This window comes from Thermococcus aggregans (assembly GCF_024022995.1).
In the GTDB taxonomy this organism is placed as follows: Archaea; Methanobacteriota_B; Thermococci; order Thermococcales; family Thermococcaceae; genus Thermococcus_A; species Thermococcus_A aggregans.
On record NZ_CP099582.1, the window covers coordinates 13,099 to 32,492 of the forward strand.

The window sequence follows — 19,394 nt, forward strand, 5'->3', positions numbered from 1 at the left end:
AATTTTTGTTTTTCACTTTTTGAACCAGCTGTCCAGTGTGAACTGTCTTCCTGCTTTAACTGCCTTTTTAAGTCTCTCTAAGCCGTTTTTGACTCTCTCTTCGCTAAAGTCGTGCTCATCACAGAGGAACTTGAGTATTCCTTCCTCGTCTGGCATTTTCCATTCGAGCTTATAGTCATCCGTTACAGGCGGATTCAAAAAGAACTCCTTTATTGCATAAAGGTCAACATCGCTCATTTTCTGGTACTTTGCTAGGGGATCTTTAGAATACTTAACTATTTCGAGGGCTTTTTTTGGCCCGATTCCCTTTATTCCTCCGGGGTTGTAGTCTGTCCCCACGAGAATTGCAAGCTCTATTAGCTTTTCTCTTGTTATTTTGAGCTCCTTTAGAACTTCTTCGAGAACTATAAGCTCTGGTTTAACTTCCACATAGACGTCCTTTCCGGGGAGCTTTCTCCTTCCCGTTATCGTGAGGTTCCTCACAAGCCTCGGGGCACCGAAGAGTAGTGAGTCATAGTCTTGGCTTGCTGAAGCCCAGACATGTCCCTTAGATGCCATATAAGCTGCTTGAGCTTCACCCTCACTTGGAGCCTGCACCCATGGAATTCCCATTAGCTCCAAGAGCTTCTTTGCATCCTCGATGAGCATCTCATTAACCTTGCTCGCCCTTTGTGCGTACTTCTTTGCTTCTTCAAGGTCTCCCCTTGCTAAGGCCTCTTCCCATTTCTCCTGTGCTTCTTCTCTAGCTTCAGCCCTTTTTTCAAGTTCTTTTTTCTTGAATTCTGGAGGCTTTCCATCGAATACGTATGCCGGTTTTATTCCGACTTCCATTAGGTTTATGGTTCTGTAAAAAAGTCCGGAAAGATGTGAGGTAATCCTTCCTTTGGAATCCATTAAGGGTGTTCCATCCCTCTGTCTTATTGTTGAGAGGAACTGGTAAATAGCGTTAAATGCATCTATCGCTACTTTCCTTCCGTTTAAGCTTTCGAGCTCGATTTCCTTTCTAGGCAAAAGCTCACCAATCTGAACTCCCATCACTCACCACCTATTTTAGTGTATAGGTAACCAAGTACAAAAAGCAATCCCCCAATAGCAAAGAGCTTTAACGCATCAAGCTCCTTAAAATCTGAGGCAACGATGAGCTTTTGGACAAGTGCCACTATCCCAACCTCAAGAATGTGAGACATGCTAACACGGTGTTGCCTTAAATAGATTATCAAAATCCTGTAGGTTTCTATCAGGATAATCGTCACGAGTATGTTTGCAATCAGAAGCTTTGGATCGGTGACCTTGTAAGTAAGCCTGAAGTTGAGGTAGATGGAGTAGACTGTGAGATAGAGTATGAAGAACAGGAAAAGCATGACGACTATGTCAAAGGAGATTTCTAAGCTTTTCCTGAAGAGTTTGTGGATATGGGTGTATCGAGCTATTCTTTCATCTTCCATCTTTGTCATCTTTATCAGCCTACCGGTATGCTCATCACCCCTCAGGGAGGGGAAGGGTCATCATCAGTTTTTATTTTGTGTTCTCTTTATTAAAATATTGTTCCTTTAAGTGGTGCATGACTTTAAAGCAATTTTGGGAAACTTCTCGATTTTAGTGGTATTTTGGAATTGAAGCCTTCATTATTGCTCAGGACAACCAAAACAAATGGTGTTAAAATACTTTGCTCTGATGACGCCTTTCAGTAGCCTCTGTGAGCATTCCTCAAACAAATTCCGTACATAACAGAAAACTATAATTACCATTAGCTACAATCTAAACTAGCGGCTTTCGTTGTGGTGTTCGGGATGAATGAAACGCCTGAAATAACAATTTTTGCATACTCAGAAGACAAGTTTGAGGAAAAACGAATCAAAAAACTCGAAGAGGCCCTAGACTACAAAGATTACAGAGTAGTCTGGGTAAACATTGATGGTATTGGATATCTCGAAGAGCTAAAGGACACCTTTAAAGTCCATGATGTCGCAGTCAAAGCAATAAAGAGGACAAAAAGCCGCGCAAGACTGGCTATATTGAAAGACCACCTCTTCATACTTCTTCACCAGGTGTACGAGCTGAAAGGTGGTCTGAAAAAAGAGCGAACTGCAATCTTTCTTAAGGACAACTTCGTTATCACCATGCAAGAGAGATCAGGGGATGTATTCAATTCAATAAGGGAAAGCATAAGACACAACGAAGGCCTTTTTAGAGGGAAGGATGCCGATTATCTACTCTATGCTCTCCTTGATGCAATAATCGGGAACTATGTGCCAATATTGGAAAATATTAGTTCCCAGATGGAAATATTAGAAAACAAAGTGCTAAAGGACAGGGATAAGGAAACACTTCGCGAGATACATGGAATACGGAGAAGAATCCTGTTTGTTAGACGCACAATTTTTCCGCTCTTGGAGGTCTTCAGAAGGCTAAGGCTCGAAGGAAAGGAGTTCTTCAAAGAAGAGACACAAGAATACCTGGAGGAACTCTACAATCATGTCATGGAAATCTTGGACATAATTGAAAGCCAGAGAGATATGGCCAACGGGCTCGTGGAAATATACTACTCTACCATCTCAATGAGAACAAACGAGATCATAAGGATTCTCACGGTGGTATCTACGATCTTCATTCCTCTAACATTCATAACCGGTATATACGGAATGAACTTCAACACAACGGCTTCACCGTATAATATGCCTGAACTCAACTGGTACTATGGCTACCCAGTCACATTGCTGGCTATGCTTGCAATAGCTCTCGGAATGTTGTATTATTTTAAAAAGAAAGAATGGTTATAAGCCCAAAGCAAGTTTCACGGCTTTTTCGGCTATGACATCCAAGGGGTCTACCAGGGGGACCCTTAAATCTTCTTGCCTTAGAGCTACGCTTATTTCCGTACAGCCTGCTATTAATCCATCGCACCTTTTTTCAAGCTTTTTGGCAGTATTCTGTTATTTCGTATATTCTCGGATTTGCAATTGCTTCGTAAATGAAGCTATTGATGTCATCCCTTTTTGCTTGACGATTTAGTTTGACTAAAACATCTGCATATGCAACATTTGCTGCCCGCAAGAGAAGAAGTCCCTCCAAAAACCACAACTAAAAATTAAGCCTCCTAAAACCAAAAACACTTTTGAAAGCTTTAAACCATCAAAAAACCAAAACACCACTTCTTAACTCCTACTAAGATACTTTCAATTCTTCTAAAGTCTTATCAGAGCCGGAGCGAATTTCCCTTTAAATTCCCTACTAAGACTAAAATAGGATTAAAATTTGGTTAATCATAGTAGCTATGATTCTCGCGTTTCTGATGGGTTCCGATAAAGATACGGATATATAAGCAATTTGAAGCATCATCCCGGAGCGGATCTTATTCTAGGGGAATATAAAAGAGAAGAGGATCTCATGAGAAAAATAGTGAAAGAATTCTCTGAGAAGGAGGTAAAAGAAGTGGAGGAAGAAGAAATTTTCTGAGAGTATGCTATTGTATGCTATTGAAAGACTAAGCGAGGGATATTATGTAAAGTTATATCCAAGGAGAGAGTGGGGATTAAAGATTGATTTTGGACACTTATCCTCGAAAGTAATCAACACAAAATTATAATATACAGATCAGAAGTTGAAGAACAATTAAAAACATACTAAAATCATTTAGAGGAGTAGAATTTAGAGGAGTAAACAATTTCAACAAGTATGATTACGTACTATTAAAGTTTGAGGAAAATCCGAATATACATGAGGATATCAAAACTGCAATATTAAAATTAAACGAAATGATAAACGAAGAAAGGGAAAAATTAGAAAAGATTAAAAAAGCCTTAAGTGGAATTGCAATACCCAAAGAAGAGGAGAAATAAGATTTTCCAATTTTTTACAATGATTGTTAATTTGTATTGTTTTTGGTGTTGTCCTTTAGGATAATTCAGATTTTTGTTCATTTTTGACCGTTAGTGGCTTGTATGTTAACCACCCTATTATTAATTGGTGATGTGTAATGTTTGAGAGTTTGAGGGAGTTTTGGGTTGGAGAGAGAAAGCCTGAAGTCATGAAGGAATACGCAAAATGCCAGGCAGCAAACTTCCAGAGAATAATAATCTGAAAATAACATTCACTTTAGCAGTAGCCGAGGTTTAGCTTTTAGCGTTCTTTTCTTTTTGAAATTTTGAATTTACTTCCTATTCACCACAATGCCAGCATCCCAACCGTAAAATTTAAAAACCCAGATTTGGCATACGTATTTGGACTCACATGTACGTATACAGCGACTACACAGAAACACCAAAAAGAGAGTATTAACATCCTCAACAGACAAAAGTCCAGCAGCCTGCTTGTAATCAGTCTAAAGACAGTTTGAATGGTTGTGATTCCGAATTGGGAGTGGGGCGGTAGCTCAGCCTGGGAGAGCGCCGGACTGAAGATCCGGGTGTCGGGGGTTCAAATCCCCCTCGCCCCACCACGTTTTTCCTGTTCTGCGCGAACATAAAAGTTTAAAAGTATCATTCCATAGTGATTCCCGGTGATGAGAATGAAGGGCATTGTATTGAGCTACATGAGGAGTAAGGAGAACCAGCACAACAACCACATGATCATCAAACCAATTGGAATCGACAGCAGGGAGCAAGCATCAAGCCTAATAGGGAAGAAGGTAATCTGGAAGAGCCCAAGTGGGAAGCTTCTCGTTGGCAAGATCACTAGAACCCACGGAACAAGAGGGGAGGTAAAAGTAAGGTTTGAAAGGCCCCTACCTGGCCAAGCCTTAGGAGACTACGTTGAAATAAAGTGAACCCCATTTCTTCTTTTTTGGAGGCAATTTGATGGAGCTAACCAAAATTAAAGAAGGAAAAGCTGAAATTCTTGTACCCAAAGCAGAGCGTATTTATGACGCCCCCGTCTTTTACAATCCTGCTATGGCATTGAATAGAGATTTAAGCGTTCTCTTATTGAAGGTCACAAAAGCGAAAAGAGTTCTAGACGCTTTATCTGCCACAGGAATTAGGGGGATAAGGTACGCCTTAGAAACAGAAGCTGAAGAAATCTGGCTCAACGATATAAGTCCCGAAGCTTTCAAGCTGATAATCGAGAACTTAAAGCTTAATTTTAACGAAAATCCTGAAGTTGATGGGAAATCTGCAGTACTAAAGGGCGAAAAACTGTTGGTAGCCACTAACAAAGATGCAAATCTTCTGATGAACGAAAAGTTCAGGTATTTTGATTTTGTAGACCTTGATCCCTTCGGCTCTCCAATGGAGTTCCTTGATTCTTCGCTAAGAAGCGTAAAGAGAAACGGGATTTTGGCATTAACAGCAACAGATACCGCTCCTCTTTGCGGAACCTACCCCAAGGCATGTATGCGAAAATACATTGCAATGCCTATAAGAGGAGAGCTATGCCACGAAAGCGGTCTGAGGGTTTTAATTGGAACTGCCGTTAGGTACGCTGCTAAATACGACCTCGGCATAGAAGTGCTCTTTGCGTATTATAAGGATCACTACTTCAGGGCGTTCTTGAGACTAAAAGACGGTGCAAAAGAAGGAGATAGAGCTCTCAGAAATCTTGGATACCTTTATTTCGATTCAAAAACAGGGAAGTTTGAAGTTGAGAAGGAGTTCCTTCCGAGCAGAGCAAATGCATTCGGTCCAATGTGGCTTGGCCCCCTTAAGAATCAAGAGATTGTAGAAAAAATGAACAAAGAAGATAAAGCTGAGCTAGCAGAAAAGAAAAAAGTCGCTAAATTCCTAGATGTTGTTGTTAATGAACTCGATGTGCCGTTCTTCTACGATATCCACGCACTGGCAAGAAGGAATTCGCTTGAGGTAAGAAGGCTTTCAGACATAGCGGCATTACTTCAGGAAAATGGATACCATGTCAGCAGAACGCATTTCTCTCCCACGGCAATAAAAACCGATGCTCCTTTTGAAGAAGTATTAAAAGCCCTAAAGGCTCTCCAGTAGCTACACCTTTATGTATTTCCATTTTCCTCTCTTGAATATCCACCAGAAGAAAATTGCCGTTGTGAAAGTTTCTAGGGTCATTGCAAGCCATGCCGCAATAACTCCCATTCCCTTGATGTGTATTGGGCCAAGAGAGATTCCAAAGCCGAGGATATACGAGGGTATTATTCTGAAGAGTAGCTTGCTTACAGCAGTTACGTACATGGGGCTCTTTGTATCTCCCGCACCTCTAAGGGCACCGCTGAGAACAAAGGTCCACCCAAGAGGAACTTCGCTTATACCAACGATTATGAGGTATATGCTCGCAAGTCTTAGAACCTCGGCATAGTTGGGATCACTTTTTGTGACAAATGGCATGACAAGGTATTTGGGAAAAACCACCAAAATTATTGCCATCATTCCCATAAATATGGAGACCATTTTTAGTGCCTCATAAACAACTTTTTCAGCTTTTTCGGGATTTCCTTCTCCAAGGCTCTGTCCAACCAGAGCTGATGCGGCAACGTTAAATCCAAAAGCAGGCATATAAGCGATGCTTTCCACCCTAAGGCCAACCTGATGAGCGGCTAATGCTATAGTGCCGAATCTTGTGACAATGCTTATGTAAAGAAAGTTGTAAAAGCTGAATATGGCCCTTTCAATGGTTGCAGGAATTCCTATCCTTAGGATTCTCTTTATGGTTTCGAAGTCGGGTTTAAACGATAGTCTAAGCTTCAAAACAAGGGAGCCCCTTAAAAAGAGAACCAACCCCACGATAAAAGCAATTAGAATTGATAAGCCAGAAGCCAATGCTGCTCCAACTACCTCAAGCCTTGGAAGACCAAAGTTCCCGAAGATTAAACCATAGTTCAAGAAAACGTTTGCACCGTTTGTAAGGAAAGTCAGCTTCATTGGTGTTTTTGTGTCTCCTGCTCCTCTAAGGGCACTGAAAGCGGCAAATGACACAAAATTTACTGGATAAAACAGGAAGAAGACGCGGATATAAGAGTATCCGAGCCTAACAACCTCTTCACTGGCACCCATTATTCTTAGCGCGTCGTCTCCAAAAAAGAGTCCCAGCAGCATCACCGGAATGCTCATTATAAAGGCCAAGTATATGCTCTGTTCAAGCACTTTCTCAGCCATATCAATGTCCTTAGCTCCCACAAACCTAGCAACCAACGCGAGAGTTCCAGTGGAGATTGCAAACATGAGGGGCATCATAAACCAGGAGAACTGCCCCCCAAGACCAACACTTGCTATGGCAAGGGATCCAAGCTGGCCTACCATTATCATGTCCACTAAGTTAACCAGCGTTTGCCCTATATTGGCTAATATAGCCGGCCATGCTAGCGACCAAAGCTTTTTTCTTAATTCGCCGTCCATGGTGCTCACTCAGATTGTTGTTTTAACGATTAGAACTGGGATAAAAAGGAACACAAGAGGTTAAAAATCTTTTGCCAAAGATGAGAAACCGACAAAACTAAGGGCATTGTCAACTCTTGAAGTTGCAGAGAGGTATCCACAACATTATAACAGCAGGGAATCGAGATTAAAGACCTTTAGACCAAAACGCTCAAGAGCCGCTTCAACTTGCTCTTTGCTTAGTTTATAATCAAAAACAAACCCTCTCAACCCATCTCTTATCTGCTCTTTGCTAAATCCAAAGAGGCCAGCCATGATATCTAAAGCTTCCTCTTTTCTTTCTTTCAGCTTTCTGGTATTCTCCTTATAGAGCTCCAAAAACTCTTTAAATAACCTCTCGTTGATTTTTAAAAACTCTTGATTTACTCCCAAAGTACAGCAGGGGTATAAACCAAAAATTTCCGTATACCTGTACGTCTTAAATCCTTTCTTTTCCAGCTTGGTTAAATAAGGCTCCCATATACTCAGGGCGTCGATTTCTCCTTCTAAAAACGATTTTATCATCTCCTCTGGCTTCTTAAAGTAAACTACCTTAACTTTGCTGATGAAGTTGTGCTTCTCTAAAAAGAGCTTTAACATTGTTTCCATCGTGGAAAGCTCCGATGAGCCTATGGTTATTCCTTCTTTGAGCTCCCCCCTAACCACAAGCCCGCTTCCCCCAAACCCACATCCAGCAGCAATTTTTAGACTCTTGGTTAAAAGTCCAAAGAGCACTTGGGTTACGAGAGGTGAACATGCCAAATCAACTTTGCCCAATGCCAGAGCGTTCGTAAGCTCCAAAGCGCTGTTATACACAATTACCCTAACATCATGCTTTTTTTCAAGGTCTTTAGCTGTCAAAAGAGCATGAGGATATTCAACAGCCTTTAATACTCCAAGCCTAAGAAGTCCTTTAATCGGGAACGGAGCCTCTTCAACGAGCCATATTCTGTAGGCCTTTCTCCCTACTTCTCTTCTCACAATTCTTTTTTCAGATTCCAAGCTTTCGATGGCTTCAGCTATTGTAGATCTAGAATAACCAAGCCCGTAAAGCTCACTCTGAAGTGCTCCTTCGTGGGATTTTTCCCTAAGATACTTCAAAATATCCTCTTTTGCACTCATGAGAAAGGGTAAGAACTTAATGCTTTTATAGGTTATCTCTGAAAAATAAAGAAAATCAAAGAGCGTTCTTTGCTTTCTTCCACTTGTTGCTCCAGCTGTACTTCCTTAGTCTTCTGCTTCTTCCAAAGCCGCAGGCTGCACAGTAGCCTTTTCTAACGTTGAATGCCTTTCTTCCGCACCTTCTACACTTTATGTGAGTGGGAGTCCTGTTTCTTTTTCCATGAGGGGCTGTTCCACTTCCCACGAAGCCTCACCTCTCACTCATTCTATCTCAACAGGGGAGATCGCCAACACATTGTCTCCTCTAATAACAATTTTGCCATAATTCTTCTTTGGCTCGCCATCTTCAATGAGCTGGGCATCAGCCAAAACGACGTTCAAGTGGATATCGTAACCGATAAGTCTTCCCCTAAACTCAGCTCCTCTCTTGAGGATAACCAAAACTTCCTTATCGAGTGACTTGTGTATAACATCAAGTGGTCTTTCCGCCATTTTTCTTCCCTCCTAAACAATCAAAGATAGGGTTCACAGTGATAACGGGAAGCTTGCTTTATAACTCTTTCCCTTCTTGAGCATAAGTCTAATTAAGGGATACGCAGAAAAGAGTGGGGGTGAAAAGATGAAGTTAATCGATGTATCAAGAACAGTCATGGAACATGTCTTGGGAATTGAGGAAGGAGAAGAAGTCCTAATAGTAACGAATCCCGGTGAAGTCCTTGAGATTTCCTTGAGCCTCTTTGAAGCTGCTAAGGAGTTCAAGGCCAAGCCCACTGTAATAGTGCAAGATGCAAAGGGAGCCCTAGACTACGCAGAGAGAGCAGTTATAGAGGCTATAAAATCAGAGCCTGACATCGTAATATCAATAAGCGAAAAAAAGCTTGGAAAAGACCCTTACGGCATCAACATCGGATACGTGGGGAGAGACAACAAAAAATACAGCCATATTTTTGAGAAGCTGTTAAGGGGAGACAAAAGAATAAGGGCTTTCTGGAGCCCCGGAATAACCAAAGAGATGTATCTGCGCAGCGTCCCCATAGACTACGAAAAGCTTAGAGAAGAAGCAAAAATACTTGCAGAGATTCTGGAAAAGGGGAAAGAAGTTCACATAACAAGCGAAAAAGGAACAGACTTGTGGATAAGCATTGAAGGTAGGAAACCTTTAAAAGATGATGGAGACTTCAGAAAACCGGGAAGGGGAGGGAATCTTCCTGCGGGAGAAGTGTTTATATCCCCAGCAATCGGGAAAAGTGAAGGTGTAATTGTTTTTGATGGGACTTTAGGTCTTGGAGGAGAGAGCATTATTCCAAACGACCCAGTTAAAGTTTACGTGGAAAATGGATTTGTCACGAAAATTATGGGAGGGGAAGAAGTCAGGAAACTCGAAGAAGCCATAAAGAAAGCCGAAAAGATGGCACTTGATATCGGAAAGGAAGAGTATGCAAAGAATTCCTGGCATCTTGGAGAACTTGGCATAGGGCTTAATCCCAAAGCCCAGATGTCAGGAAAACTGCTAGAGGATGAGAAAATTAGAAAAACAATTCATATAGCTATAGGAGCAAATTACGACAACGATGCTCCAGCCCTTAACCATTATGACTGTTTGATTTGGCATCCCACAGTGGAGATCGACGGGGAAGTTATCATGAAAAGAGGAGAATTTACGATATTTTGAGGTGATAGCATGGAAATTGGAGTTGTAGGAAAGCCAAACGTAGGGAAATCCACGTTCTTCGCTGCTGCAACGCTTGTTGATGTGGAGATAGCGAATTATCCATTCACAACAATAGAAGCGAACATAGGCGTCACCTACGTAACTGCAGAACACCCTTGCAAGGAACTCGGTTGCAAGCCAAATCCACAGAATTACCAGTACAAAGATGGAATCGCCCTAATTCCAATAAAGATGATAGATGTTGCAGGATTAGTCCCAGGAGCCCATGAGGGAAGAGGCTTAGGGAACAAATTCTTAGACGATTTAAGGATGGCATCTGCTTTAATACATGTGGTCGATGCAACTGGAAAGACAGACGCTGAAGGACAGCCAACCGATTACCACGATCCAGTGGAGGATATAGAATTCCTAGAGAAGGAAATAGACTACTGGATTTACGGAATCTTAAGAAAAAACTGGGAAAAATTCGCCAAGAGAGTAAAAATGCAGGGTCTAAAGCTTTCCAAGGCAATAGCAGACCAGCTTGCCGGAATCGGTGTCAGTGAAGATGATGTTCTTGACGCCATGCATAAGGTAAATTTAGGGGACGATCCAACAAAATGGAGCGAGGAAGATCTTTTTAACTTCGTCCGAGAGCTTAGAAAAATAAACAAGCCCATAATAATAGCAGCAAACAAAGCCGATGCAGCGGACGATGAACAGATAAAACGCTTAATTCGCGAAGGAGAGAAAAGAGGGTACATAGTAGTGCCAACATCGGCAGTAGCCGAATTAACACTTAGAAAAGCTGCAAAAGCAGGCTATATCGACTACATCCCAGGCTCAGGAGATTTTAAGATCTTAAAACCTTTGAACGAAAAGCAGAAACGTGGTTTAGAGCTCATTAGAGAAAAAGTACTCAAAAGATTTGGTTCCACTGGAGTTCAAGAAGTTATAAACAGGGCTGTTTTTGACCTTCTCCAGTTGATTCCAGTATATCCAGTAGAAGATGAGCACAAGCTAACAGATCAATTTGGAAACGTTCTGCCTCATGTATTCCTAATGAAGAAAGGCTCTACACCAAGGGATCTCGCATTTAAAGTGCACACCGATTTGGGAAGAACTTTCCTATACGCCATTAATGCCAGAACTCACAGAAGGGTCGGGGAAGACTATGAGCTCCAGTTCAACGACATCATAAAGATAGTCGCCACAGCTAGGTGAGATCTATATTTTATTTTTGCCATCTTTGGAACCTTTTATAAGCTCTTGATAAAGTCTGGGCTCCACATCTTCCTCTTTTAGGCCAAGTTTTTTTGCAACTTCCCATATTTCTCTTTTTGCTTTCTCCACGTCTTCGCTTATGACTTCGATATCGAGAAAATCCCCAAGCCCTTCAACCCGGCTTAGCTCAAAAGTAACGTTTCCAAGCCTATAAACGTACCGATGCTTCTTAACCCATATATCCTCTTTAAACCCTAAGCGCTTTAGGATCTCTCTGGTTTTCTCGAAGTCTTCCACCTTGACTTCTATTTCGTCAAATTCCTCATTCCTTTCGTCTTTAATCTCTTTGTATCCCAAAATAACTTCACCTGTATTTGCAATGCGTCTAATGCGGAGAAGGTTGGGTAAAGGTACGGCAAAGTAGAGGTCTTCTTGAATTTCTTCTCTAACAAGCTCAGCTCCGAGTCCCTCTATTTTTTCTTTTATCTCGTCAAAGAGAACTTTGAACTTCACTTCAATCTCCATATTAAACCTCCAGGAGCACTCCTTTGATATCCTCCCCTTTCTTGAACTCCGCTACTGGATAAACTACAACTTCTCTTACGCTGGGTATGCTTTGTATATTTTCCTCGATGAACTCGCTTAACTCTTCTTTCGTTTCCGCACCAACGAGGGCAACTATTTTGTCGTCCTCTGTCTTTGCTACCAGAAGGACATTGGGAAGCATTGCAAGGTTTCTCGATACATATTCAAGGTATCTCCCCAAGAAGTCTTCTATTACAGGCTTTTCTAGTTCTAATACTACAAAAGCAACTTCTTTTGGTCTGGCAACTTCGCCTAAAACTATCGTGTACTTCTCTATAATCCCTCTTTCAATAAGCTTCTTTATTCTGAAGTGTACAGTAGACTCAGGCTTGTTTATCTTCTCACTAATCTCAGAAATAGTCGCTCTAGCATCTTCTTTAAGCACCTTTAAAATTGCCCTATCCAAGTCGTCAAGATATGCCACTTTGCTCACCCCATCGTTTGTACAAATTGTGGGGTATACCAAGGATATCCAAAATTTTTCCAATTATAAAGTTAACGATATCGTCTAAATTTTTGGGTTTATGGTAATATCCTGGAGAAGCCGGCATAACAATGGCTCCAGCTTGTGTAGCTTTCAACATGTTCTGGATATGCACCAAGTTCAATGGGGTTTCCCTTATCAACAATATCACCTTTCGGCGTTCTTTTAGAGCAACATCAGCAGCTCTTGTAACAAGGTTATCGGCATACCCGTTGGCTATAGCACTCAGTGTTTTCATTGAGCATGGGGCCACAACAAGAGCATCAAAAATGTGAGAGCCGGAAGCTATTGGTGCAAAGAGATCGTCCTCCCTAAAGTCGGGCTTGAAGTCAATCTCCAATTCATATTTTATAACCTTCAAAGCTGTATCCGAAGCAACACTAACTACTTCATGACCTAGTGCTCTTAAAACTTCAATTAATCGAATTCCATAGACAACACCACTAGCCCCAGTGATTGCGACCACGATTTTCATAACTCTTCACCGTCTTGAATACCCTAGCCTAGGATACTTAAAATACTTTGTGTGAATTCTACGGCAGATACGTTGCTTTTCGAAATAATGTTTATAAGGTTAAATTGCCCATATCTACACTCAGGTGTAAAGATGCGGGAAAATGGCTATGCCGAAGTGCTCCTCAAAAAAGCCTTGGAACTTACAAGGCGCCTAGATGCTAAAGCCCTAGTTATTATTGGCATAAAACTAAAAAAGCCTCTCAAAGTAAGTGTGCCTATTCTTTTGGTTGGTAAGGAGGTAGATAACCATAATTCTCTCAAAACCCTTCCTTTGCCCCTTTCCTTGGGTACCAAGAATCTCGTAAATCTAGCCTCTAGTTTTATGATTGCTGAAGGAATGATTGAAGAAGGAGAGATATTCATATATGTCACACCATCCACGTTAGGCATCAGAAAGGCTAAAAAGACTGTAGAAGTTAAAGATGAATTTTTCTCCCAAATTGAACATGTTTTTCAAGAAGTCCTTGAACTTGCCATAGAGTTAAGCCTCGAAGGCAGAGAAGGAAAGCCCGTGGGGACGATATTTGTAATAGGTGACACGAAGAACGTTATGAAGTATTCCCATCAGATGGCGCCAAATCCCTTCAAAGGGTACAAAATAAACATCCTCGACAAGGAAAGCAAAGAAATCATAAAGGAATTTGCCTTTTTAGATGGAGCGTTTGTTATAAGCAAGTCCGGTAGAGTATTATGTGCAGGAAGATACCTAGACATCGATTTTAAGAGGGTTAGCGTGAACATACCATCTGGGCTGGGAAGCAGACACCTAGCAGCGGCAGGAATTTCAAAAGTTACGAAAGCAATCGCAATAACAGTCTCAGAGAGCGGGATAGTTAGGGTGTTCAAAGACGGAAAAATAATATTTGAATACAATCCAAGACTACATTAAAGAAAAGATTGATTAAAAATGGAGAAAAGAAGTTCAGAAGAGCCACTGGTTCTCTATACACTCATCACACGGGGGCTTCTCCGCTGCTATGGCTTTGAACTTTGAATATATGCACTCCGGCAGTCCTAAGGGGCATCTTTCTGGGGTGAGTTCCGGCCTTACTTTGGTCGGGTCGAGCTTTATCTTTATATACGCCTCATACTCTTCAACTTTCTTCCATGGGAGCACCTTTGCACCGTATATCACAAGGTTGTCGTAAATCTTTGCATAGTCTCCAATTACTGCGTTCTCTTTTATGATGACGTTTTTACCGACGATAACTCCCTCTCCAAGAATTGAATCCTTAAGCTCACTTCTCTCCCTTATTATGTCGTATCCTAGGAGTATTGACCTCTTTAGGTATACTTTGTCCTCTATAACTGTGTTTGGTCCTATATAAGTATAGGCCTTAATCTTAACTCCATGCCCTATTTTGACGCCGCTATCGATATACACCGGCCCTTGTATCTCAACGTCTTCTGGCACTTCTGCACCTTCTTTTACTGTGTAATATCCATCATTTTTAGCTATCTCATCGAGGACAACTTGGTGAGCATAGAAGAAGTCCTCTGGAGTTCCGAGATCTACCCAGTAGTTTTCTCTCGGCATCATGTATCCGTAAACTTGGCCTTGGCTTACAAGCCTTGGAAGGATTTCTCTCTCAAAGTATATCTCCTTTCCTTTGGGTATCTCTTTCAGAACTTCTTTGTTAACCATATAAACTCCCGCGTCCACCACGTTGCTCTTGGGCTTTAGGGGCTTTTCTTCGAAGTCAATTATCTTTCCTTCCTCGTCTGTAATGACCACACCGTATTTCTCCGGGTCGTAGACCTTTGTAAGAGCTACTGTAACAAGTCCAGCATTTTCTTTGTGGGCCTGTATAAGCTCCTCAAAGTTGAAGTTAGTGAAGACGTCTCCATAAATAACCAAGAACTCATCGCCTACAAACTCTTCAATGTTCTTAAGAGCACCTCCCGTCTCCAAGGGCATCGGGTCGTTGACGAATCTGATATCCTTTGGATAATCGCTCATTTTGTCTTCTATAAACTCCCTAATCTCCCCTCTCATGTAGTGCACCGAAAGGATAACTTCGTCGATCTCCTTTATTTTCTCAAGGTTTTCAAGTATGTACTGGAGATTCGGTTTGCCAAGAACTGGGATCATGGGCTTTGGTCTCGTTGAAGAGAGTGGCCTTAACCTTGTTCCAAAACCACCTGCAAGAATGACAGCTTTCATAGTATCACCAATAATACATTGGACTCCCACCTTAAATATTTTACGTGCATTAAATATTCCTCTGATGAACAGTTTTTCAAGCTATGTACCCTTTTTATCTTTCTTCTTAAGCTCATACAAACTACCTTTAAAAACAACACAGCTCCCAGGACAGATTTTCTTTAAGGGACAGCTCTGACATGAAGAGCTCATCTCAATTTTTTCCACATAACCCAAGCTCTCAAGGATTTTTATGATACCTTCTACTTCTTCCACGGGAAGATTTAGCCTATCAGCTATCTCTTTGGGTGTTCTTACTCCCCCCTCTATTAGCTCCAGTACATCGTCCAGTTTTCCCATCCTCCTCACCCATCAGAACCCAAGCAAGAGGCCAATGTTGTAAACTAATATACCAACCACACTCGCAAGCAGAAGGTTATAAACGGAAGCCACCAAAGCCCACTTAGTACCTCCTTCAGCACGTATTGCCCCTATGGTGGCTATACAGGGGATATAAAGGGTGGTTACCAAAGCCAAGACAAATGCCTGTAAACCAGTCATTGCACTTTGCATCAGTGAGATGAGAGCTTCCTCGCTCTCCCCTACCCCATAGATTATCCCATATGTTGCAATAACGTTCTCTTTGGCTATTATTCCAAAGATCAAACTTACAGCAGCCTTCCAGTCGAGGCCCATAAGCATTGTAAACGGTTCGAATATTTTTCCAAGTTTTTCCGCGTAGCTCATGCCGCTACCTATAGGTTCGGGATAAGTGCTTAGGTACCATATTGCCACAGAGCCGAGGAGAATTACCGTGCCGGCTTTTCTCAGGAATTCTTTGCTTCTTTCCCATGAATGCACTATAGCGACTTTCCACGATGGGAGAGAGTACTCCGGAAGTTCTATTACGAATGGGCTCTCTTCCCCTTTTATAACAAACTTTCCAAGTATTAGAGCCGAAAGGAGGGCAAGGAATAGGGAGATTGTATATATGCTAACCGCCACGAGGGCCTTATGATCGCTAAAGAACGCCCCCGCTAAGAACGTTATGACCACCATTCTCGCACTGCATGGCACGAGCGGATTTATCAGCATGGTCAGTATTCTGTCTCTCTCGTCTTCTAAAGTACGTGTGGCCATTATAGCTGGAACATTGCATCCAAACGCCAACACCATCGGAATAAAGCTTTTTCCAGGAAGGCCGAACTTTCTCATTATTCTCTCCATAACAACAGCTGCTCTCGCCATATATCCACTGTCTTCGAGAATTGACATTGCAATGAAGAGCAAAAAGACCAGAGGGAAAAAGCTTAACACAGAGCCAACACCACCTATGATTCCATCGACAATGAGGCCCCTTAAGGTTTCGTTTCCTATAAATCCCGCCACAAATTCACCGAAGGATGCAAAAGCACTGTCCAGAAACTCCTGCATAGGGGTTCCTATGGTAAACACGAACTTGAAAAGAACGTAGAACACTCCCATGAGTCCCAAGATACCATAAACCGGATGAGTAAGAACCCTATCAATCTGATCACTGAGAGTTTCTTTGAATTCCCCGGAGTGAATGACAAATTGATGCATAAGCTTATCTATAAACTCGTACTTTTGGTTTGCTATCACGATATCAAGGGAACGCTTATAGTAAACTTCCAGCTCGCTTATATGCTTAAGTATTTCGTCCATTTTCCCTGGGCCGAGATGTTTCAAGACAAGCTTTATTACTTCCTGATCCCTTGTAAGAAGCTTTATAGCCAACCATCTGATGTTGTACATCTCTTCTAAGGGAGTTCCCCTCAAAAGGCTGGAAATGTGCTCTATCTCCCTCTCTATAGGTTCATCATATACCGGAATTACAGGATTGGTTGCTATCTTTCCTTCTGCCATGTTGGCTATAATCCTCTTAAGCTCCTCAAGTCCTTCGCCTTCCTTAGCATTTGTTGGAACTACTGGAACCCCAAGAACTTTTTCCATTTTCTTTAAATCAAGATGAAGTCCCTTCTTTCTTGCGATGTCAATTTTATTCAAGGCAATGACGACTTTTTTGACCCCCATCTCAAAAATTTCCATGGTCAAAAAGAGGTTCCTCATGAGACAAGAAGCATCAACTATATCCACAACAACATCAGCATTTCCACTAAGAATGAAATTCCTTGCAATGAGCTCGTCTATGGAATTTGCAGTAAGGGAATACGTTCCCGGAAGGTCTACAACTAAAAACTCCTTATCGCGGTACTTCATTATACCCTCTTTCTTTTCAACCGTTACTCCGGGCCAGTTTCCCACATGTTGCCTAAGACCAGTTAAAGCATTGAATATCGTTGTTTTTCCAACATTTGGATTGCCAGCCAGTGCAATGACCTTTAAACCGTCTTTCTTTTTATCTGAGAGGTTTTCAACGCTGCAGCAAGATGTCATTGGAGTTCCCTCCTAACTATAATCTTCTCCGCAACTCCTCGCCCCAGAGCTATGCGGGTATTCCCAACTGCAATTATATACGGTCCCGGATTTCCTGGTTTGATCACAACAATCTTAGTTCCTGGGGCTATTCCCATTCCAAGGAGTCTGCTTCTAACCCCATGTCCTCCTAGGATGTCAACGATGATTCCCCTCTCACCTTCACGCATCTGAGTTAAGAGCACATACATGAGCATCACCGTTAGGTAAGCCTAATTCTATTTATAGAGGTACATAGATTGTCTTAAAAAGATTTGGTGAGTCTAAAACTCTAAAGAAGTTTGAATATCAAAAAGGAATAGTTCGAAAGTCTGCTCTTACAGAGCCCATTGGTGCATATAAACAATTTCAAAGGAGGGCAAGGGAAAGCCGAAATACACTCAAATAGTAAAAGAAATTGCAAAAAGACGAGTAAAGGCCCTTAGCCCTTGCTCTTTTGCTCCTTCCACTCTTCCAACAGTGTTGAAAGCAACCCCAAGGCCACTGGCCCAATTATTAATCCCTTTATCCCAAAGCCCATTATTCCGCCGAATATTCCTACCAGTGCCAGCGCCGGATTTATTCTTGCGCCTTCTGCAACAAGCTTTGGCCTAATTGTAATATCTGGCCCCGGAGAGATTAAAATTGCGCCATATAATGAGAGCATAATTCCAGCAAAAATGCTACCCTGAGTAAATAGATATATCGCCCCTGCTATCCATACTATCCACCCTCCAATGATGGGCAAAAGCTCCAGAACAACGCAGAGTATTCCTGCCGCAATTGCTCCGCTAAGGTTCGCTACTCCAAAGATGTAAAAGCCTACTGCTAGCAAAAAGCCCTTAAATACGCTCAGCATCAGCCAGGTTCTTAGGATGGCATTTAGAGTATACTTTGCTTTCTCTATTAACTCTATGCCCAGATCTTTCCTCTCTTCGGGAAGCAACGCATAGAGCTCTTTGGACAAATCTCTAGAGTGCACTAGTATTCCATAAAAAACCGCTATGAAGACAATGGCTTGGAGAAGGAGCTTGGGTATGGATAAAGTATAGTTGAGGATCTCCTCGCTTGTCTTTTCTGAAATTCTTTCAATTAAAATCGCGGCCGACTCACCTATATCGGGAGGAAGGTTTAAAGACAAAAACCAGCTAAGAGCTTCGTTTATATAAATTACCAACGACCTGGTCACATCTCTAAACCACAACACTATACTGAATATAAAGGCTATTAAAAGCAGGGTCATCAAAGCCGAGAGCAACATGGCAGACTTGTTGGTACTAAGCCTCTTTGCTAGCCGTTCATGGAGAGGATGAAATATGTATGCGACTGTTAGGGCAAAAATTATCGGTGTAATAAGGGGCTCCACAGTTTTCCACACGATGAAAAGAATTATAAGAGAAACAGCAATCCAGACAGCATGTTCCGTCTCCATAAAATCATCTCCCAATATACTTGATATACTTGAGGATTAACTCTCTGGCTTGGGGTTTGTTAAATACGAACAGTGTTTTTCTGGCTTCGTCGAGTAAGAAGTTCTTCCCAACGATTAAAAGCCCATCTTTCAGCTTGTATATTTCTGAGCTGGTGATGTCGATGAGATCTTTTATGTCTTCTGGAGCCTCTATCTCCTCTAATAAGCTCTTTGCCCTATTAATCAACGCCTGATTGACGAACTTGGGCTTACTTAGCCGAATTTCTTCTGGGGCAATCTCGCCGGGTTCCATGAAAATTCCCCAAAATTCCTTGGCACATTCAAAGGGGTATACGTATTCACTGCCGTATATAGGTTGATAAAGTTCGTAAATAATTGAGAGCAGGACTTTTCTCGCATCTCCTCCATAGTACTCAATTCTCAGGTTAAATTTTCCATCCTCAAAGCCGTTCTCAAACACCTCAAGGTGCTCCTCACACTGCATC

The 19,394-nt window shown here is 41.8% G+C and carries 21 protein-coding genes, 1 tRNA gene and 1 pseudogene; 7 read left to right on the top strand and 16 right to left on the bottom strand.

What is annotated here, in order from left to right; all coding sequences use genetic code 11:
- Positions 1-12: 12 nt before the first annotated feature.
- Positions 13-1,035 (bottom strand): flap endonuclease-1, encoded by a 1,023-nt coding sequence (gene fen / locus NF865_RS00075; RefSeq protein WP_253304631.1) that lies wholly within the window; start codon positions 1,033-1,035, stop codon positions 13-15.
- Complete coding sequence (locus NF865_RS00080; protein WP_253304632.1) at positions 1,035-1,454, bottom strand: phosphate-starvation-inducible PsiE family protein; 420 nt, start codon at positions 1,452-1,454, stop codon at positions 1,035-1,037. Before NF865_RS00080 ends, fen begins: the two co-directional genes overlap by 1 nt.
- A gap of 336 nt (positions 1,455-1,790) precedes the next feature.
- On the opposite strand from NF865_RS00080, the gene corA reads away from it, so the two are divergent.
- Positions 1,791-2,780, top strand: coding sequence for a magnesium/cobalt transporter CorA (gene corA / locus NF865_RS00085; protein WP_253304633.1), 990 nt, complete (start codon positions 1,791-1,793; stop codon positions 2,778-2,780).
- On the opposite strand, the pseudogene NF865_RS00090 reads toward corA, so the two are convergent.
- Positions 2,775-2,924: pseudogene (locus tag NF865_RS00090) on the bottom strand (cysteate racemase); the annotation flags it as partial. The gene corA and the pseudogene NF865_RS00090 sit on opposite strands and share 6 nt — an antisense overlap.
- A 1,437-nt stretch (positions 2,925-4,361) precedes the next feature.
- On the opposite strand from NF865_RS00090, the gene NF865_RS00095 reads away from it, so the two are divergent.
- The 3 genes from NF865_RS00095 (at position 4,362) to NF865_RS00105 (ending at position 5,933) form a co-directional block, all read left to right on the top strand.
- Positions 4,362-4,438: transfer RNA gene (locus NF865_RS00095), tRNA-Phe, on the top strand.
- Positions 4,439-4,501: 63 nt separating this feature from the next.
- The gene (locus NF865_RS00100) at positions 4,502-4,765 is read left to right on the top strand and encodes a 50S ribosomal protein L35ae (protein WP_253305681.1); all 264 of its coding nucleotides are present in this window, start codon (positions 4,502-4,504) and stop codon (positions 4,763-4,765) included.
- Positions 4,766-4,796: 31 nt separating this feature from the next.
- Entirely contained in the window at positions 4,797-5,933 is a 1,137-nt protein-coding gene (locus tag NF865_RS00105; RefSeq protein ID WP_253304634.1) for a tRNA (guanine(10)-N(2))-dimethyltransferase, read from the top strand.
- Here NF865_RS00105 and NF865_RS00110 read toward each other — a convergent pair whose 3' ends face one another.
- From NF865_RS00110 to NF865_RS00125, 4 genes are all read right to left on the bottom strand, one after another.
- Positions 5,934-7,298 carry an MATE family efflux transporter gene (locus NF865_RS00110; protein ID WP_253304635.1) on the bottom strand — a complete coding sequence of 455 codons (1,365 nt, stop codon included), beginning with the start codon at positions 7,296-7,298 and terminating at the stop codon, positions 5,934-5,936.
- A 144-nt stretch (positions 7,299-7,442) separates the two neighbouring features.
- Positions 7,443-8,438, bottom strand: coding sequence for an ABC transporter substrate-binding protein (locus tag NF865_RS00115; protein WP_253304636.1), 996 nt, complete (start codon positions 8,436-8,438; stop codon positions 7,443-7,445).
- 55 nt (positions 8,439-8,493) lie between these two features.
- Complete coding sequence (locus NF865_RS00120) at positions 8,494-8,682, bottom strand: 50S ribosomal protein L37e (RefSeq protein ID WP_253304637.1); 189 nt, start codon at positions 8,680-8,682, stop codon at positions 8,494-8,496.
- 17 nt (positions 8,683-8,699) lie between these two features.
- The gene (locus NF865_RS00125) at positions 8,700-8,930 is read right to left on the bottom strand and encodes an LSm family protein (RefSeq protein WP_004066855.1); all 231 of its coding nucleotides are present in this window, start codon (positions 8,928-8,930) and stop codon (positions 8,700-8,702) included.
- 127 nt (positions 8,931-9,057) lie between these two features.
- Between NF865_RS00125 and NF865_RS00130 the strand changes: the two genes are divergently transcribed.
- Positions 9,058-10,110, top strand: coding sequence for an aminopeptidase (locus NF865_RS00130; RefSeq protein WP_253304638.1), 1,053 nt, complete (start codon positions 9,058-9,060; stop codon positions 10,108-10,110).
- 9 nt (positions 10,111-10,119) lie between these two features.
- Complete coding sequence (locus NF865_RS00135) at positions 10,120-11,313, top strand: redox-regulated ATPase YchF (protein ID WP_253304639.1); 1,194 nt, start codon at positions 10,120-10,122, stop codon at positions 11,311-11,313.
- A gap of 3 nt (positions 11,314-11,316) precedes the next feature.
- Here NF865_RS00135 and cyaB read toward each other — a convergent pair whose 3' ends face one another.
- From cyaB to NF865_RS00150, 3 genes are read right to left on the bottom strand one after another with little or no spacing between them, the layout of a single operon-like run.
- A complete protein-coding gene (cyaB, locus tag NF865_RS00140) occupies positions 11,317-11,838 on the bottom strand; it encodes a class IV adenylate cyclase (RefSeq protein ID WP_253304640.1) in 522 nt (173 codons plus the stop codon).
- Between the two features lies 1 nt (position 11,839).
- A complete protein-coding gene (locus NF865_RS00145; RefSeq protein ID WP_436317658.1) occupies positions 11,840-12,322 on the bottom strand; it encodes an Lrp/AsnC family transcriptional regulator in 483 nt (160 codons plus the stop codon).
- A complete protein-coding gene (locus tag NF865_RS00150; protein WP_253304642.1) occupies positions 12,309-12,857 on the bottom strand; it encodes a UbiX family flavin prenyltransferase in 549 nt (182 codons plus the stop codon). Before NF865_RS00150 ends, NF865_RS00145 begins: the two co-directional genes overlap by 14 nt.
- Positions 12,858-12,989: 132 nt before the next feature.
- Here NF865_RS00150 and NF865_RS00155 point away from each other — a divergent pair, with 132 nt between their 5' ends.
- On the top strand, positions 12,990-13,787 hold the full coding sequence (locus NF865_RS00155; RefSeq protein ID WP_253304643.1) for a DNA integrity scanning protein DisA nucleotide-binding domain protein: 798 nt from the start codon (positions 12,990-12,992) through the stop codon (positions 13,785-13,787).
- A 33-nt stretch (positions 13,788-13,820) separates the two neighbouring features.
- Here NF865_RS00155 and NF865_RS00160 read toward each other — a convergent pair whose 3' ends face one another.
- The 6 genes from NF865_RS00160 to NF865_RS00185 form a co-directional block, all read right to left on the bottom strand.
- Positions 13,821-15,062, bottom strand: coding sequence for a nucleotidyltransferase family protein (locus NF865_RS00160; RefSeq protein ID WP_253304644.1), 1,242 nt, complete (start codon positions 15,060-15,062; stop codon positions 13,821-13,823).
- Between the two features lie 81 nt (positions 15,063-15,143).
- A complete protein-coding gene (locus NF865_RS00165) occupies positions 15,144-15,401 on the bottom strand; it encodes a DUF4423 domain-containing protein (protein ID WP_253304645.1) in 258 nt (85 codons plus the stop codon).
- Positions 15,402-15,413: 12 nt separating this feature from the next.
- Positions 15,414-17,459: a ferrous iron transport protein B gene (gene feoB / locus NF865_RS00170; protein ID WP_253304646.1), complete on the bottom strand. Its 2,046-nt coding sequence runs from the start codon at positions 17,457-17,459 to the stop codon at positions 15,414-15,416.
- Complete coding sequence (locus NF865_RS00175; protein ID WP_253305682.1) at positions 17,456-17,689, bottom strand: FeoA family protein; 234 nt, start codon at positions 17,687-17,689, stop codon at positions 17,456-17,458. The genes feoB and NF865_RS00175 overlap by 4 nt, the downstream gene beginning before the upstream one ends.
- A gap of 230 nt (positions 17,690-17,919) precedes the next feature.
- Complete coding sequence (locus NF865_RS00180) at positions 17,920-18,909, bottom strand: AI-2E family transporter (protein WP_253304647.1); 990 nt, start codon at positions 18,907-18,909, stop codon at positions 17,920-17,922.
- Between the two features lie 4 nt (positions 18,910-18,913).
- The gene (locus NF865_RS00185; RefSeq protein WP_253304648.1) at positions 18,914-19,393 is read right to left on the bottom strand and encodes a PH1570 family protein; all 480 of its coding nucleotides are present in this window, start codon (positions 19,391-19,393) and stop codon (positions 18,914-18,916) included.
- Position 19,394: the final 1 nt, after the last annotated feature.

What these genes read in the sequence shown, in the direction of transcription:
- NF865_RS00115 (WP_253304636.1), bottom strand. Translation starts at nt 8,438, where the DNA reads ATGAGTGCAAAAGAGGATATTTTGAAGTATCTTAGGGAAAAATCCCAC.
- NF865_RS00105 (WP_253304634.1), top strand. Translation starts at nt 4,797, where the DNA reads ATGGAGCTAACCAAAATTAAAGAAGGAAAAGCTGAAATTCTTGTACCC.
- NF865_RS00150 (WP_253304642.1), bottom strand. Translation starts at nt 12,857, where the DNA reads ATGAAAATCGTGGTCGCAATCACTGGGGCTAGTGGTGTTGTCTATGGA.
- corA (WP_253304633.1), top strand. Translation starts at nt 1,791, where the DNA reads ATGAATGAAACGCCTGAAATAACAATTTTTGCATACTCAGAAGACAAG.
- NF865_RS00180 (WP_253304647.1), bottom strand. Translation starts at nt 18,909, where the DNA reads ATGGAGACGGAACATGCTGTCTGGATTGCTGTTTCTCTTATAATTCTT.
- NF865_RS00160 (WP_253304644.1), bottom strand. Translation starts at nt 15,062, where the DNA reads ATGAAAGCTGTCATTCTTGCAGGTGGTTTTGGAACAAGGTTAAGGCCA.
- NF865_RS00130 (WP_253304638.1), top strand. Translation starts at nt 9,058, where the DNA reads ATGAAGTTAATCGATGTATCAAGAACAGTCATGGAACATGTCTTGGGA.
- NF865_RS00080 (WP_253304632.1), bottom strand. Translation starts at nt 1,454, where the DNA reads ATGACAAAGATGGAAGATGAAAGAATAGCTCGATACACCCATATCCAC.
- feoB (WP_253304646.1), bottom strand. Translation starts at nt 17,459, where the DNA reads ATGACATCTTGCTGCAGCGTTGAAAACCTCTCAGATAAAAAGAAAGAC.
- NF865_RS00135 (WP_253304639.1), top strand. Translation starts at nt 10,120, where the DNA reads ATGGAAATTGGAGTTGTAGGAAAGCCAAACGTAGGGAAATCCACGTTC.
- NF865_RS00165 (WP_253304645.1), bottom strand. Translation starts at nt 15,401, where the DNA reads ATGGGAAAACTGGACGATGTACTGGAGCTAATAGAGGGGGGAGTAAGA.
- cyaB (WP_253304640.1), bottom strand. Translation starts at nt 11,838, where the DNA reads ATGGAGATTGAAGTGAAGTTCAAAGTTCTCTTTGACGAGATAAAAGAA.
- NF865_RS00155 (WP_253304643.1), top strand. Translation starts at nt 12,990, where the DNA reads ATGCGGGAAAATGGCTATGCCGAAGTGCTCCTCAAAAAAGCCTTGGAA.
- NF865_RS00125 (WP_004066855.1), bottom strand. Translation starts at nt 8,930, where the DNA reads ATGGCGGAAAGACCACTTGATGTTATACACAAGTCACTCGATAAGGAA.
- NF865_RS00110 (WP_253304635.1), bottom strand. Translation starts at nt 7,298, where the DNA reads ATGGACGGCGAATTAAGAAAAAAGCTTTGGTCGCTAGCATGGCCGGCT.
- fen (WP_253304631.1), bottom strand. Translation starts at nt 1,035, where the DNA reads ATGGGAGTTCAGATTGGTGAGCTTTTGCCTAGAAAGGAAATCGAGCTC.
- NF865_RS00185 (WP_253304648.1), bottom strand. Translation starts at nt 19,393, where the DNA reads ATGCAGTGTGAGGAGCACCTTGAGGTGTTTGAGAACGGCTTTGAGGAT.
- NF865_RS00175 (WP_253305682.1), bottom strand. Translation starts at nt 17,689, where the DNA reads ATGTATGTGCTCTTAACTCAGATGCGTGAAGGTGAGAGGGGAATCATC.
- NF865_RS00100 (WP_253305681.1), top strand. Translation starts at nt 4,502, where the DNA reads ATGAGAATGAAGGGCATTGTATTGAGCTACATGAGGAGTAAGGAGAAC.